Genomic DNA, 15,309 nt, shown 5'->3' with positions numbered 1-15,309 from the left:
CAATACAATATGAAAAAGAAATTAGTGGTATTAACCGGAGCAGGAATAAGCGCCGAAAGCGGCATTAAAACATTTCGTGACACCGACGGATTATGGGAAGGCCATGATGTAATGGAAGTAGCAACTCCCGAAGGCTGGCGAAAAAATCAGGAACTGGTTTTGGATTTTTACAATAAAAGACGACAGCAGCTTAAAGAAGTGGAGCCGAATTTAGGACATAAAATTTTAGCCGAATTAGAAAAAGATTTTGATGTTTACATCATCACTCAAAATGTTGACGATTTACATGAAAGGGCCGGCAGCTCTAAAGTTTTACATTTGCATGGAGAATTATTAAAAGTTAGAAGTACCAAAAATCGTGATTTAATTTTAGACTGGACTGATGATTTAATTACCGGAGATTTAGATGAAAACGGACACCAGCTGCGTCCGCATATTGTATGGTTTGGTGAAGATGTTCCTGCACTCGAAGAAGCAATTGCCATAACGGAGACCGCTGACTATTTTGCAGTAATCGGAACTTCTTTGCAGGTTTATCCCGCTGCAGGATTAATCAGTTACACCTATAGTATTACACCGGTTTTTTATATTGATCCAAAGCCAATTTCAATTCCGAATATCAGAAACAAGGTTGAAACGATTGCAAAATTTGCTTCTGAAGGCGTGGCTGACTTAAGAGAAAAACTATTGAAATTAGAAAAGACAACATGATTTTTGAAAGCTGGCTGCAGCAATTAGCAGAATTCAATCTGGTATCTCTGGCTATTTTCTTTCTGATTGAAAACTTAGTTTTAATCTATATTTCAGTTTTGATCGGACGAATAATCGAACCTGAGAACACCGTTTTAAAAAAGTCTGATCGTAAATGGGTATTCTCAACCCTCATTTGCAATACATTTATAACAGTATTGGGCTTTGAATTGTATCGTTTAGGGATACTAAAAATAGATTTTTCAGCATCAATTGTGTCTTTCTTATTTGATATTTTACTGCTGATTATTTCAATGGACTTTTTTATGTTCTGCTTTCACTTTCTGGCACATCGCTTAAAATGGTTCAACCCGATTCACAGGCTTCATCACACACATGTGGAAACCAGTGTTTACAGTCTGTATGTGCTTCATCCAGTTGAAACTTTAGGCTTTGGTTTTATTTGGCTGTTTTTAATTACGATTCTAAAATTTAACTTTTTAAGTATTATTGTTTACCTCGTTTTAAACTTGTCGTACGGAATATTTGGTCATTTAAAAACTGATATTTTCCCGGATTTTTGGTATAAAAACCACCTGACAAAATGGATATCAACTACAAAATTCCATAACGACCATCATAAAAATGAATCCCGCAATTATGGTTTTTATTTTACGATTTGGGATAAAATTTTCAAAACCATAATTTAAGGCATAATATAGCTTTCAGAAGTTTTAACAATACCTTATATTTGCACCTTTCGAAAAAACAACATAACGATGACTACTCTAAACGAATTGAATGCTATATCTCCAATTGACGGAAGATACAGAAGTAAAACCCAAAATTTAGCACCTTTCTTCTCTGAAGAAGCTTTAATAAAATATCGTGTATTAGTTGAAGTGGAGTACTTTATTGCTTTGTGCGAAATTCCTTTACCACAGCTAAAAGACGTAGATTCAAATTTATTTGAAAGTTTACGAAATATCTATAAAAATTTCTCTACTGAAGACGCACTTTGGATTAAAGAAACTGAAAAAGTAACGAACCATGACGTAAAAGCGGTGGAATACTTTATCAAAGATGCTTTTGAAAAATTAGGGCTATCTCAATACAAAGAGTTCATTCACTTCGGATTAACATCTCAGGATATTAACAATACTGCCATTCCGCTTTCTACGAAAGAAGCTTTTGAGCAGGTTTATATGCCAACCTTAATTGCTTTAATTTCTAAATTGAAAGAATTAAGTGTAGAATGGAAGGACATTCCAATGCTTGCACGTACACATGGACAGCCTGCCTCTCCTACCCGTTTAGGAAAAGAGATCCTGGTTTTTGTAGAGCGTTTAGAGGAGCAGATGCGTTTGTTGTTTAATATTCCGTTTGCTGCTAAATTTGGCGGAGCTACCGGAAACTTCAATGCACATCATGTAGCGTATCCACAAATTGACTGGAAACAATTCGGAACTAAATTTGTTGAATCGAGTTTAGGTTTACAGCATTCATTCCCAACAACTCAAATTGAGCATTACGATCATTTTGCTGCTTTTTTTGACAGTTTAAAAAGAATCAACAATATCATTATCGATTTAGACCGTGATATCTGGACCTATGTTTCAATGGATTACTTTAAGCAAAAAATCAAAGCCGGAGAAATCGGATCATCGGCAATGCCTCATAAAGTAAACCCGATTGATTTTGAAAATTCTGAAGGGAACTTAGGAATTGCCAATGCTATTTTCGAACATCTGGCAGCGAAACTGCCAATTTCAAGATTACAGCGTGATTTGACTGACAGTACCGTTTTAAGAAATGTCGGGGTTCCTGTTGGACATACTGTTATTGCTTTTGAAGCGACTTTGAAAGGTTTGAACAAACTACTTTTGAACGAAGCTAAATTTGCTGAAGATTTAGAGAAAAACTGGGCTGTCGTAGCAGAAGCGATTCAGACTATTTTACGTCGTGAAGCCTATCCAAATCCGTATGAAGCGTTGAAAGGATTGACCAGAACCAATGAAACGATTGATAAAAATGCTATTCATAATTTTATTGCAACTTTAGAAGTTTCTGATTCTGTAAGAGCCGAATTATTAGCAATAACTCCTGGCAATTACACCGGAATTTAAAGAAAACCTAAAATATTTTGTCAAAAAAAGCTATCTTTATCGGGATAGCTTTTTTTTATTTAAACCCGAGTTTAGCCCAGATTAAAATGAAAAGCCTTTTGAGAAAAAAGCCATATTTTTTTGCAGGTACAGAGCGACCAGCGGAAGCTCCTGGAACGGCATCAAAAAATAGGCATTTTGATCAAAAGCTTGAAATGGAAAGCTGGATTGGCTCCTGAAAAAAACACCCTCTACTATATGATTGCCTTAAATGCCGCCGAAGCCACTCATCATCTTAAACCTCTTATCAGTGATTTGGGATTAATCCTGATGACTGCCGGAATCGCAGTACTACTATTTAAAAAAATGAAACAGCCGCTGGTTTTAGGCTACCTGATTGCAGGATTTTTAGCCGGAAACCATTTCGATTTTTTCCCATCTGTAACTGATATAAAAAGTGTAGAAGTATGGGCAGAAATTGGCGTTATCATCCTGCTGTTTAGTCTGGGACTCGAATTTAGTTTTAAAAAATTAATGACAGTAGGCGGAACAGCCTCTATTACTGCCATAACGCAAATAATTACTATGGTAGTTGTAGGATATCTGGTAGGACAATGGATGGGCTGGTCACAAATAGACAGTATTTTTCTGGGTGTGATTTTATCAATTTCTTCAACCACTATTATTTTAAAAACATTTGATGAACTGGGTGTCAAAGTACAAAAATTTGCCGGTATTGTTATTGGTTCGCTAATAGTACAGGACATAGTAGCTATTTTGATGATGGTTCTTTTATCTACAATTGCTGTCAGCCGGCAATTTTCAGGGAGCGAACTAATGATGTCAGTTTTAAAACTGGTTTTCTTTTTGACAGTCTGGTTTTTAGGCGGCATATTCTTTATTCCGACGCTTCTTAAAAAAGCCAAAAAATTACTTACTGATGAAATGTTATTAATTATCTCCCTTGCCTTATGTCTGACAATGGTAAGTTTTGCAGCTAATGTTGGTTTTTCTCCGGCTTTGGGGGCTTTTATTATGGGCTCCATTATTGCTGAAACTACTCAGGCAGAACATATTGAACATTTAATAAAACCTGTAAAAGATTTATTTGCTGCAGTCTTTTTTGTTTCTGTAGGTATGCTTATAAATCCTAAAATGCTTTACGAACATGCATTACCTGTCGCTATTTTAACTTTTGTTACCATAATTGGTCAATCTGTCAGTTCAACAATAGGAGCTCTACTATCCGGTCAGCCTCTAAAACAGTCTGTTCAGACTGGGATGAGCCTCTCTCAGATCGGTGAGTTTTCATTTATTATTGCCACCTTAGGAATGACACTTAATGTTACAAGTTCTTTTTTATATCCTGTCGTAGTAGCAGTTTCTGCCGTCACAACTTTTACAACACCGTTTATGGTAAAATATGCGGTGCCTTTTTCTGATTTTCTGGAACGAAAATTACCCCGAAAATGGATTAAGAATATTAATCGCTACAGTATGAATGCGCAGGCAATCAGATCTGTCACAATGTGGCAAAAAGTCGTTCGGAATTATATTACACAAATTGTTTTACATAGCATCATTATAATTGCTATTATTTTGTTGTCGTCGAATTTTGTAGCACCTCTTGTAGCAGAAACGAGATTTGCAAACACCCTGGCAGTCCTAATTACATTAACCATTATTGCCCCTTTTTTGTGGGCGCTTTCTTTACGAAGAATAGATCAGGAAGAGGTTGAAATACTATGGGAAGAACGAAAATATCGCGGAGCACTTTTAATGCTTATCTTAGTCCGAATGAGCCTTGGATTGTTTTTTGTGGGTTTTTTATTGAATATTTTTTTCTCTCCCCTTGTTGCATTTGTGGCACTGATTATTGCTATAGCTGCTTATCAGATATTTCCTAAAAAACTGAATGAGCAATATCATAAAATTGAAAATCACTTTTTAAAAAATTTAAATGACCGTGAAAACAAAAAGATTGACCGAAGATATGCCAATTTAATGCCCTGGGACGGTCACATGTCTATATTTGATATAGGAAAGGAATCAAATTTAGCCGGAAAAACACTTGATGAATTACGTATTAGAGAATCAATGGGAATCAATATCGCATATATCAGACGCGGCGAAGTTACAATTGCCATTCCAACTAAAACCGAGCGTTTATTTCCGGGAGATGAAATTTGCGTAATTGGCACTGATGCTCAAATTACAGAGTTTAATAAATATTTAACCCAGAATGAAATTGAAGCTCCTAAAAATATAGAAGAATCTGAAGTTGTACTCCGCCAGTTAGAAGTTTCTAACGAAAACTTTACAGAAAAAAGCATTGGTCAGTTTAGAGGAAAAACCGGTGGAATGGTGGTTGGGATAGAGCGAAACGGAAACCGCATCCTAAACCCCGAATCCTGTTTGATTTTACAGCAAAATGATATTATCTGGGTCGTTGGAGATAAGAAAAAAATGGCTGAGTTGTTGAAAAAGCACTAAGAGTATAATAAACTATAAAGGTGCTAATTTTCCAGGATTATGATCTTAGAAAATTAACACCTAGCATCTTATAAGCTTAAGAAAATTATTTATTAGGCTGTGGCGTCAAGCGCAAATACGGTTTGATTGGTGTATGTCCTTTTGGAAATTTTGCAGGGATATCACTATCCGGAATTGCCGGTGCGATTACTACATCCTGACCGTCTTTCCAGTTTGCCGGTGTAGCAACACTGTAATTTGCTGTTAACTGCAAACTGTCAATAACACGAAGCAACTCGTCAAAATTTCTTCCTGTCGAAGCCGGATAGGTCAAAGTGAGCTTGATTTTTTTATCAGGTCCGATTACAAAAACAGAACGCACTGTAAATTTATCGCTTGCATTTGGATGCAGCATATCATACAAGTTCGCTACTTTTTTATCTTCGTCTGCAATAATTGGAAAATTAACGTCTGTATTTTGAGTTTCGTTGATATCTTTAATCCATTCTTTATGTGAATCTAAACCATCAACACTCAAAGCAATAACCTTGGTATTTCTTTTTGTAAATTCAGGAACATAATTTGCTACTGTTCCTAATTCAGTTGTACAAACCGGGGTGAAATCTGCAGGATGCGAAAATAAAACACCCCATGAATCCCCTAACCATTCATGAAAATTGATTGTTCCCTGTGTAGTTTCGGCCTGAAAATCCGGAGCTATATCGCCTAATCGTAATGTTGACATAATTATTTTTTTTTAGTTCCTCTAAAATTAACTAAAAAATGCATTCGGAAAACAATCAAAATTTAAAAATAAGTTAAAATTCTATTTTTCCTATATAATTAAGATGTATTAAATAAACTGAGGATTAAGTACCATACAGCAAGGGTTAAAAACGAAATCGGAATTCCAAAACCCACCATCATACTGCTCAATTTTGGCTTTAAGCCATAAGTCGATGCCAGAATTGCGCCCGTAATCATGGGCGCCATAGCGGTTTCCATTATCGTAATTTTTATAGGCTCTGAATGCTGGTTGAAAATAAAGACGTATAAAACCATAATGACAAACGGAACTAAAACAAGTTTAAAGAAAAGTCCAAGCCTTAAAAATTTCAAATGCTGGCTCTTTCGGTCAAAACTCAGCTGTAATCCGACCGATAATAACGCAAGTGGTGTTACTAAACTTCCTAACTTCAGTAATACGGATTGAATATTCACATCTAAATCGTAGCCATAAACATTCATTAAACAAGCCAGAACAAACATTAAAAAAGGAGGAAATAATAAAATCTTCCTGATGATGCTCAACGTATTGGGGCTTCCTTTAGAATAAAATGCTGCCACAAAAACCCCTAAAGTTGAAACCACGACAAATGTACCCGGCTGATCTACCAATACTGCAGTTTCTAAACCTTTTTTTCCAAATAAAGCTTCAATAATCGGATAGCCTAAAAATGACGAATTGCTCAATCCTGCAGTCAAAATCAGACAGCCTATCAGTTTATTGGAACATTTTAATTTCTTTCCTAATAAATGAAAAAATACAAACGCCAGAATAAAAGTAATCCAGCCCGCTCCTATCGGAAACAACAATTCGTTGCTCCATTTTATTTTTGGAATATGATATAATGTAATCGCGGGAAGACATATATAAATGACAATTTTGTTTAAAATCTTGTAAGTATGAGACGGAAAACCTTTCACCCTTTGCAAAAGCAATCCTAAAAATAAAAAGAAGAATATTAAAATAAAGTTGTTCATATCAAGGTCTGATTACAAAAATAGGCATTTATTCTGTAGTGATTAGTGACTAGTCCTTAGTAATTAGCACTTTGTTACTAGTAATTGTGAAATTTTAGAAACAGCTCCATTAAATACTATAAAAATGTTCACAAATAATTATCCATCAAAGACGAACCTGTATAAAGACTAATCACTAAGACTAATCACTAATTACTAAGGACTAAGCACTAATTACTAAGGACTAAAAACATAAAAACGTTAAAATTATTTTTTGTGTCATAAAATATTCTAAATTTGTAACATAATTTATTACAGTATGCTTTCAGGTAAATTTGCCATATCGGTTCACATTTTAACTTTGCTCACTAAATTTCCGAATGATTATTTGTCATCGGAGTTTATTGCAGGAAGTATAAACCTGAATCCCGTTTTGGTCAGAAAAGAAATTGCCAACCTTAAAGCACACAATATTGTAGAAAGCAAAGAAGGCAAAAACGGAGGTGCAAAATTATCTAAAGCCGCCGCTAATATTACCCTTAAAGAAATATTTGAGATGACTTTTGAAAATATCGGTTTAGGGTATGCCAAAAATCAGCCTAATCCGGACTGCCCTGTTGGAAAGAAAATCAATCAGAACCTTGATGATTTATATAAAGAAATGAACCAAAAAATATGTTCGCAGTTGGAGGGTATTTCCCTTGAAGATTTTTCGGCTCAATTTTAAAACTATTTTTTTATACAAAACTGTAACTTTTTTTATTACTAAATAAATTTAATATATTATGAAAATCGCACTTATTGGAGCTACAGGCTTCGTTGGAACAGCTATTTTGAACGAATTAGCAGACAGAAAACATGAAATTACGGCTATTGCCAGAACTCCAAAAGACAACTCAAATGCGACCTGGGTAGCCGCTGATATTTCTAATGTCGATGCATTAGCAGAAATTTTAAAAGGTCATGATGCCGTTATTAATGCTTATAATCCGGGATGGACGAATCCAAATATTTATGATGACTTTTTAGCAGGTTCACAAGCGATTCAGGAAGCTGTAAAAAAATCCGGTGTAAAACGTTTCATCACTATTGGCGGTGCAGGCAGTTTATTTGTTGCTCCTGACTTACAGGCGGTAGATACGCCTGATTTCCCGAAAGAAATTTACCCTGGTGCCAATGCAGCAAGACATTATCTGAATATTATTAAAGAAGAAAAGGAACTGGACTGGGCATTTTTTAGTCCGGCTTTTGAAATGCATCAGGGCACTAAAACAGGAAGAACCGGAAAATATCGCTTAGGTCTGGAAAATCCTGTTTTTAATGACGAACAAAGAAGTATTTTATCTGTAGAAGATTTGGCAGTTGCAATTGCTGATGAAACAGAAACTCCAAAACACCATCAGGTGAGATTTACAGCTGCATATTAAAAAGATTTTAAGTTTTTTTGCCACGAATTCACGATTTGTTTTTAAAATTTATGAGATTATTTTTTCGAATTAATTCGAATAACATTAGATAAAGTTTATTTAAAGAACATTCGTGAATTCGTGGCATTTTTTTTACTCTTTTTGAGATTAACAAATTGGAGGGAATTCGTGTAATTACTTCGTCAGTCCCTTCGGTCAAGTCGTGGCTAACTAACTTTTTGAAACTGTTTTTGTTTTCAGTATTTTTACAATATCAAAAAAAATATTTTGTCAAGTTCAAATAAGCATGCCGGCAGTTTAAACGAAAAAGCTGGAATTTCATCTCCCGAAATCACCAATGCATCGGCTATCAGCCAAATTAAAAACAAACGCAGGCAACAGCCATCTGCCGAAGAACTGATTTCAGGAATACTTTCCGGAAACCGCACAGCCTTAAGCCGGGCCATAACTTTAATCGAAAGCACGAATCCTGAACACACTGAAAAAGCAAATGAAGTTATTAGAGCATGTCTTCCGAAAGCCAATAAATCTATTCGAATAGGAATTACTGGTGTACCGGGTGTTGGAAAAAGCACTTTTATTGAGGCTTTTGGAACTTTCCTGACTCAATCAGGGAAAAAAGTTGCTGTTTTGGCCGTTGATCCCAGCAGCTCTCTTTCACACGGCAGCATTTTAGGGGATAAAACCCGAATGGAAGATTTGGTAAAAGACGAAAATGCTTTTATCAGACCTAGCGCTTCAGGAGAAACTTTAGGTGGTGTAGCCAGAAAAACCCGTGAATCGATTATCCTTTGTGAGGCAGCCGGTTTTGATACCATCATTATTGAAACTGTTGGAGTTGGACAGAGCGAAACGGCTGTACATAGCATGGTTGACTTCTTTTTATTACTTAAAATTTCTGGTGCCGGTGACGAACTTCAGGGAATCAAGCGCGGCATTATGGAAATGGCCGATGCCATTGTCATCAACAAAGCTGACGGTGACAATATCAAAAAAGCAAACGTAGCCAAAGTTGAATTTAACAGAGCCCTGTATTTATTTCCTTCTAAAAAATCAGCCTGGCAGCCAAAAGTTACAACTTGCAGTGCTATTTCCAAAGAAGGAATTTCAGAAGTTTGGAATATTATTTCAGAATATTTTGAATTGATCAATCAAACCGGTTATTTTGAAGTAAAACGAAAAGAGCAGAATCAATTCTGGATGATGGAAACCATTGATGAACAATTGAAATCAAACTTTTATAATAAGCCTGAAATTATTGGAAAATTGGAACAAATAAAAAAAGCGGTGCAGAATAATGAAATATCACCTTTTGCTGCCGCTCAGTTATTATTGGATACGTACAAAAAAATATAACCCTTTCTATTTTTAGTATAGAAAACTTTTTGCTTTCAACGGATATTGCCTACTGAATTCTTAGCAGTATCATGTTTCGTTTTCAAACGTCTTTTATCTGATGCAACAGCAGTTGGAACCTGCGGTTCTAAAGTAGTTTTCAACTCTGAGCCCGAATTGGATTTTGCCGCTTTTTCTTTTAGATTTTTAGTATCCTGAGCCTTTACGTTTGTTAAGCACAATACGAATGCCATTGTAAAAATTGCTTTTTTAAAATTTTTCATTTTGATTACGTTTTAATATTTTACAATAGATAAACAAACTTTATTTTTTGTTACCTGTCCGGATGTAAAAAAAATTAAAAACAAAAAAGCTGCTAAGAAGAATTTTCATCTAAGCAGCTTTCATTATCAAAATGAGACGCAAATTATTCCATTCGAAGACCGATTGGAAAAATATACCAGAAATTTTGTGTATCAACTACTTTGTCTTTAAAAATGAAAACATCCTGCTTAAAGTAGTGATCCGAAATCCGATTAAAATAAATTTAAAACGGGTTCAAAAAACGCAATTTTTTCATTACATAACTTGATTTTGCCCGGTAGAGACGCACTGGAGCGCATTTTTACTCTTCGTAACGGTTTATTTCACGGTCGTAAAAATCATTTGCTTTTTCGATTAAGCCTTCCATTTCTGCATTTAATTCGGCTTCATCAAGATCTTCTGCCTCTTCCAGAAATTCTACCTCATCATCTTTCAGGTTGATGATAAATCTTGGATAATCAAGGTGTATGATAAAAATATCGTCGGGAAAATCAGTATTGTCTCCAAGTAAAAATTTAGGTAATTCCATAATAATTTAATTTTAAAAGCTCCAAATGTAGTTATTTGAAGTTAATTGTTGATTAATTTTTTAGTTAAGTAATTAAAGCGGATGTAGAGCAAAAGTGCTGCTGAAGTTAGTCCTGCCAAAAGTCCTATCCATACCCCCGCTGCTTTCAAGGGAGTATATTCTGCTAAATAATACGAAACAGGAAAACCAATAATCCAATAGGCTACAAATGTAATATACATAGGAATTTTTACATCCTGCAATCCGCGTAATGCGCCCAGCACTACTACCTGAATCCCATCGGAAATCTGAAAAACTGCTGCAATCAATAATAATTTAGAAGCAATCGCAATAACCTCTGTATTATCTGTAAGCTGTATAGTGTTTTCCATATTCAAAAAGATATGTGGCAGGAATTGATGGAAGACCACAAACAAAACAGCAAAAACACTTTCTATAATAATTGCAAGCAAAAAAATGGAACGTGCCACGATAACTAACTTTTTATAATCCTGCAGACCTCTCTGATTACTCACCCTGATCATAGAAGTAACACTTAATCCCATTGCAAACATAAAAGTCATCGAAGCCAGGCTCAGGGCGATTTGATTGGCCGCCTGACTTGTTCTGCCTATATTTCCGCATAGCCAGATAGAAGCCGTAAACAATACTACCTCAAAAAGCATCTGCATAGCCGAAGGAAAACCAATACTTATTATTTTTTGTACGGTTTCTTTTTTAATTTCCTCAAAACTGAAATCTTTAAAGAACTTTTTAAGGTCATTTCTTCTGGACAGCATAATGTGCATAAACATCACCAAAAATATTCTTGAAATCACAGTTCCTATAGCAGCTCCAATAATTCCCATCTTCGGAAAAATCCAGATTCCGTAAATCAAAACATAATTCATCCCTACGTGAAGCACATTTGCCATTACCATGGCGTACATTGAATATTTGGTCAGTGATAATCCGTCTGCAAATTGTTTATAGCCCTGATACATTATTAACGGAATTAGGGAGAAAGCAACCCAGTCAAGATAAGGTTTGGCAAGCGCAATAACTTCCTCAGGCTGGTGCAGCATTTCCATAATTGGCTTCGCCAAAACAATTAACCCAAAAAGCATTAACCCTAAAATAGTACACAAAAACAAACCATGGTGAAAGGCAGAACGGATTTTATTGTCATTTTTCTCAGCATCTCCTTCGGCCACGATAGGTGTTATAGCTGTAGAAAATCCAATTCCCAGAGACATTGCAATAAAAATCATACTATTTCCTAAAGAAACTGCCGCTAATTCGGTACTTCCTAATTTACCCACCATGATATTATCAACCATACCTATTAAATTATGTCCTACCATCCCTAAAATAACCGGATATGCAAGTCTTAAATTATAGGAAAACTCTTTTGTGTACTGCTTTAAATTCACTTTATACCTTTTTAGTTTGCAAAGATAGCCAGATGCTTTGGATTCTGCTGAAATATTCAATTTTAATAGATTCTACTTTAAACAAAGTAAAAAACACTTACAGTTATTTTAACATTTTAATTAAACATTTATATTAAAATCTTATTCCTTTTTTTTATGTTTACACATCTAAAAGTCCAATAAAATCAAGGCTTCCCAACTAATACAACCCTATCGGAATTTTAACAATCTTCACATTATGTAACGATTTTTAAAAATTATATAACTACTTACCAATACTGCAAAACTACTTTTACAACATAGTAATTAAAAAAAATACACGCATGAAAAATTTAAAAAACATCAGAACCCTATTTTTTGCAGCAATTGCAATGGTATACACGACAACAACATCTGCTCAAATGACAGATAGCGATAACTACGATCAAAAATTCAAATTAGGATTTGGAGTAACTGGCGGAATTCCAACAGATGGTGACGATTATGACTTTGCACTTGGAGGGGATGTAAGACTTCAGTATGATTTATCTAAAAGAACTTCTTTAACTCTTACAACAGGTTTTACTAATTTATTTGTAGGGGATGATGTTCCGGATTTAGGTTTTATTCCTGCAAAAGCGGGTTTTAAAGCTTTCTTTTGGGAAGACCAGTTTTATGTTATGGGAGAAATCGGTGCTGGTTTCGCAGTAACGAATGGTTATAATGAAACCTCACTTTTATGGGCTCCAAGTATCGGATACGCTACAAAACATTTCGACATTAGCTTACGTTATGAAGACTATGACAAATTCAACACCAATCAGATTGGGCTTCGTTTAGCTTACGGTTTTGAATTGTAAAATATAAATTCGAGTTATTTTTATTTTTTTTTTGGTAAAACCCGACAGGATTTCTCACTCTGTCGGGTTTAGTTTTTTAATAGGACAAAATATTACTTCTTTCTAAGAACGTTTTTATACATTTCAATATTCGCCTTAATTTCGTCATCCAGCTCTGGTTCTTTAATATCGGTATATTTTTGCATTTCTTCCCAGATAATTTTGGCTACAATATAGCGTGCCATATCTTTGTCATCTGCAGGCACCACATACCATGGCGCGTGGCTTGTAGAAGTATGATTAATCGCTTCTTCATAATATTTTTGGTAGTCATCCCAGTGTTCACGTTCTTTCAGGTCACCCGGCGAAAATTTCCAGTTGTGTTTTCCTTCTTCAAGACGGCGTAATAATCGGTGTCTTTGCTCCTCTTTGCTCAGATGCATAAAAAACTTTATGACAATCGTTCCATTTTCAGCTATGTGTTTTTCAAAATTATTGATTTGCTCAATTCTTTTTTTCCAGAAATTCGGCTTAATATCTTCAACCGAATTAATCCCCGGTAAATTCTCCGCCAAAATATACTCAGGATGCACTCGCGTTACCAAAACGTTCTCGTAATGCGTACGGTTAAAAATGGCAAACTTCCCTTTTTCCGGCAATGCAATATAATGTCGCCACAAATAATCATGTTCCAATTCGGTGGAATTTGGCGTTTTAAAACTATGCACTACCATTCCACGCGGATTAAATTCTTTAAATACTTCCCTGATAAGACTGTCTTTTCCGGAAGTGTCCATTCCCTGCAGGCAAATTAAAACACCATATTTATTGTGCGAATACATGACATCCTGCAAATCGCTCAATTTTGATCTCACCTTATCTAACTTTTCTTCTTTTTCGTCTTCGGTTGCTTCAATATCAAGCAAAGTCGGAATCTTTGCTAACTTTATTTTAGCTGTAACTTTAAAATCATTCGGGTTTATTGATTGCATAGGTCTCAATTTTATTTGTTATGTTAATATACTTTATCGCCTGATTGTTTTGTTTTTACAAGGATTTTGTCAGTGACGATTTCATATTTCAAAAATTTATATCATAAATATACTATTTTTACGAAGCATATTCCTGCTATCCGTTACAATCTTTTACCCCGCTAAAGAAGCGGAGCAAAAGGATTTTCACTTCTATCAGGGCTAGGCATTCGTTTTCAAAACAACATCTTCATGGAAAAATTCACATTAGAAATATTATTTCAAATCATCGGAATCGGCTCAGCATCCGGATTATTCTTCAATAACGACTCACTTTATGTTATTGGCGACAACAGCGGATTTTTGTACGAATACAATATGCAGAATCAACAGTTAAGCCAGCATGCTTTAATTGACAATCCAACGCAAAATATTCCGAAAAACATAAAACCTGATTTTGAATCGTTGTCGCATCATAACGATACGCTCTATATTTTTGGTTCCGGATCAACTGAAAACCGCAACAAAATGATTGAATTTGATCTGAAATCAAAGACCGTCTTACAAAAAAACAATCTGGTCGATTTATATGCTTTGATGCAAAACTTCGGAAAAATAAAATCGGAAGACTTCAATCTGGAAGGCGCTGTTTTTGATGGAGAAAACTGGTATTTATTCAACCGCGGAAACGGAATCTCAAACAAAAACACCATTTTTACGATTCACGCCAAAAATCTTGGAGAAGAATTTGCCCTGATTTCTGTCAATTACAAACTGCCAAAAATAAAAGGAGTCCGTTCCAGTTTTACAGATGCTGTTTTAGTCGAAGACAAAATCTATTTCCTTTCTACGGCCGAGGACACCAAATCAACCTACGATGACGGCGAAGTTCTGGGAAGTTTCATTGGCCGCATCGATCTTAAAACCATGAAAATCGATTTTACCCAAAAAATCACTTCGACCAATAAATTTGAAGGTTTGACACTTTATAAAAAAGAAAATAATAAAATCGAGTTTCTGCTTTGCGATGACAATGATACAGATTTATTAGAAACAAAGATTTTTAAATTGACATTGCCAATTAAATAAATATAAAATTTCGCTTTGCGCCCTTTGCGAATTTCTTTGCGAATCTTTGCGATAAAATTATAACACAAACATTCGCAAAAATTTTACAGAGAAACACAAAAAATAATTGCATTTTAGAAACACTGGAGCCTTTGTATGTTTTAGATGGCGTCATTATTAATTCAAAACAATTTTCTAAACAATCCGAACGATATTGAAGAAATACAGGTTTTAAAAGGTAATAATGCAACTTCACTTTACGGAAATCAGGCTTTAAAGAGGAATAGTAATTATAAAGACAAAAATCACTTAATCGTTCAAATTCATCTGATGACAACAGTGTCCTAGGTACTATCTTTAGTTCCTAATTTATTTTACTATTTTTTTTATATTTGTATGACCGAGAGGAAACTTC

17 protein-coding genes are annotated in these 15,309 nt (G+C 34.9%); 11 read left to right on the top strand and 6 right to left on the bottom strand.

Features of this window, described 5'->3' with window-relative positions; genetic code table 11:
• The first annotated feature begins 9 nt into the window (after nucleotides 1-9).
• The 5 genes from GXM17_RS16455 (at nucleotide 10) to GXM17_RS16435 (ending at nucleotide 5,288) form a co-directional block, all read left to right on the top strand.
• On the top strand, nucleotides 10-711 hold the full coding sequence (locus GXM17_RS16455) for an SIR2 family NAD-dependent protein deacylase (protein WP_163400472.1): 702 nt from the start codon (nucleotides 10-12) through the stop codon (nucleotides 709-711).
• The gene (locus GXM17_RS16450) at nucleotides 708-1,400 is read left to right on the top strand and encodes a sterol desaturase family protein (RefSeq protein ID WP_163400471.1); all 693 of its coding nucleotides are present in this window, start codon (nucleotides 708-710) and stop codon (nucleotides 1,398-1,400) included. The genes GXM17_RS16455 and GXM17_RS16450 overlap by 4 nt, the downstream gene beginning before the upstream one ends.
• Before the next feature lie 69 nt (nucleotides 1,401-1,469).
• Nucleotides 1,470-2,816, top strand: coding sequence for an adenylosuccinate lyase (gene purB, locus GXM17_RS16445; protein ID WP_163400470.1), 1,347 nt, complete (start codon nucleotides 1,470-1,472; stop codon nucleotides 2,814-2,816).
• Between the two features lie 17 nt (nucleotides 2,817-2,833).
• Nucleotides 2,834-3,034: a hypothetical protein gene (locus GXM17_RS16440; RefSeq protein WP_163400469.1), complete on the top strand. Its 201-nt coding sequence runs from the start codon at nucleotides 2,834-2,836 to the stop codon at nucleotides 3,032-3,034.
• A 19-nt stretch (nucleotides 3,035-3,053) separates the two neighbouring features.
• Nucleotides 3,054-5,288: a cation:proton antiporter domain-containing protein gene (locus GXM17_RS16435; RefSeq protein WP_163400552.1), complete on the top strand. Its 2,235-nt coding sequence runs from the start codon at nucleotides 3,054-3,056 to the stop codon at nucleotides 5,286-5,288.
• Between the two features lie 85 nt (nucleotides 5,289-5,373).
• Here GXM17_RS16435 and GXM17_RS16430 read toward each other — a convergent pair whose 3' ends face one another.
• Both GXM17_RS16430 and GXM17_RS16425 read right to left on the bottom strand, forming a co-directional pair.
• Nucleotides 5,374-6,012, bottom strand: coding sequence for a peroxiredoxin (locus GXM17_RS16430; RefSeq protein ID WP_163400468.1), 639 nt, complete (start codon nucleotides 6,010-6,012; stop codon nucleotides 5,374-5,376).
• Between the two features lie 98 nt (nucleotides 6,013-6,110).
• Nucleotides 6,111-7,031, bottom strand: a complete 921-nt coding sequence (locus GXM17_RS16425) for an AEC family transporter (protein WP_163400467.1) — start codon at nucleotides 7,029-7,031, stop codon at nucleotides 6,111-6,113.
• A 298-nt stretch (nucleotides 7,032-7,329) separates the two neighbouring features.
• On the opposite strand from GXM17_RS16425, the gene GXM17_RS16420 reads away from it, so the two are divergent.
• From GXM17_RS16420 to meaB, 3 genes are all read left to right on the top strand, one after another.
• Nucleotides 7,330-7,737, top strand: a complete 408-nt coding sequence (locus GXM17_RS16420; protein ID WP_163400466.1) for an RrF2 family transcriptional regulator — start codon at nucleotides 7,330-7,332, stop codon at nucleotides 7,735-7,737.
• A gap of 58 nt (nucleotides 7,738-7,795) precedes the next feature.
• Nucleotides 7,796-8,437 carry an NAD(P)-dependent oxidoreductase gene (locus GXM17_RS16415; protein ID WP_163400465.1) on the top strand — a complete coding sequence of 214 codons (642 nt, stop codon included), beginning with the start codon at nucleotides 7,796-7,798 and terminating at the stop codon, nucleotides 8,435-8,437.
• Between the two features lie 267 nt (nucleotides 8,438-8,704).
• The gene (gene meaB / locus GXM17_RS16410) at nucleotides 8,705-9,793 is read left to right on the top strand and encodes a methylmalonyl Co-A mutase-associated GTPase MeaB (RefSeq protein ID WP_163400464.1); all 1,089 of its coding nucleotides are present in this window, start codon (nucleotides 8,705-8,707) and stop codon (nucleotides 9,791-9,793) included.
• Nucleotides 9,794-9,828: 35 nt separating this feature from the next.
• Here the strand turns inward: meaB and GXM17_RS16405 are convergent, their stop codons facing one another.
• The 3 genes from GXM17_RS16405 to GXM17_RS16395 all read right to left on the bottom strand — a co-directional run bounded on the left by GXM17_RS16405 (nucleotide 9,829) and on the right by GXM17_RS16395 (nucleotide 12,037).
• Nucleotides 9,829-10,056 carry a hypothetical protein gene (locus tag GXM17_RS16405; protein WP_163400463.1) on the bottom strand — a complete coding sequence of 76 codons (228 nt, stop codon included), beginning with the start codon at nucleotides 10,054-10,056 and terminating at the stop codon, nucleotides 9,829-9,831.
• 341 nt (nucleotides 10,057-10,397) lie between these two features.
• The gene (locus GXM17_RS16400; protein ID WP_026984926.1) at nucleotides 10,398-10,625 is read right to left on the bottom strand and encodes a hypothetical protein; all 228 of its coding nucleotides are present in this window, start codon (nucleotides 10,623-10,625) and stop codon (nucleotides 10,398-10,400) included.
• A 41-nt stretch (nucleotides 10,626-10,666) separates the two neighbouring features.
• Nucleotides 10,667-12,037 carry an MATE family efflux transporter gene (locus tag GXM17_RS16395; protein WP_163400551.1) on the bottom strand — a complete coding sequence of 457 codons (1,371 nt, stop codon included), beginning with the start codon at nucleotides 12,035-12,037 and terminating at the stop codon, nucleotides 10,667-10,669.
• A gap of 323 nt (nucleotides 12,038-12,360) precedes the next feature.
• Between GXM17_RS16395 and GXM17_RS16390 the strand changes: the two genes are divergently transcribed.
• Nucleotides 12,361-12,876, top strand: a complete 516-nt coding sequence (locus GXM17_RS16390) for a hypothetical protein (protein WP_163400462.1) — start codon at nucleotides 12,361-12,363, stop codon at nucleotides 12,874-12,876.
• Between the two features lie 92 nt (nucleotides 12,877-12,968).
• On the opposite strand, the gene GXM17_RS16385 is transcribed toward GXM17_RS16390, so the two are convergent.
• Nucleotides 12,969-13,847, bottom strand: coding sequence for a PPK2 family polyphosphate kinase (locus GXM17_RS16385; protein WP_163400461.1), 879 nt, complete (start codon nucleotides 13,845-13,847; stop codon nucleotides 12,969-12,971).
• 231 nt (nucleotides 13,848-14,078) lie between these two features.
• Here GXM17_RS16385 and GXM17_RS16380 point away from each other — a divergent pair, with 231 nt between their 5' ends.
• Nucleotides 14,079-14,915, top strand: coding sequence for a DUF6929 family protein (locus tag GXM17_RS16380; protein WP_163400460.1), 837 nt, complete (start codon nucleotides 14,079-14,081; stop codon nucleotides 14,913-14,915).
• A gap of 144 nt (nucleotides 14,916-15,059) precedes the next feature.
• Complete coding sequence (locus GXM17_RS16375) at nucleotides 15,060-15,242, top strand: hypothetical protein (RefSeq protein WP_163400459.1); 183 nt, start codon at nucleotides 15,060-15,062, stop codon at nucleotides 15,240-15,242.
• Nucleotides 15,243-15,309: the final 67 nt, after the last annotated feature.

Origin of the sequence: Flavobacterium fluviatile (assembly GCF_010645065.1) — a bacterium.
Classification (GTDB): Bacteria; Bacteroidota; Bacteroidia; order Flavobacteriales; family Flavobacteriaceae; genus Flavobacterium; species Flavobacterium fluviatile.
This window is presented reverse-complemented; position numbering and strand designations above follow the sequence as displayed.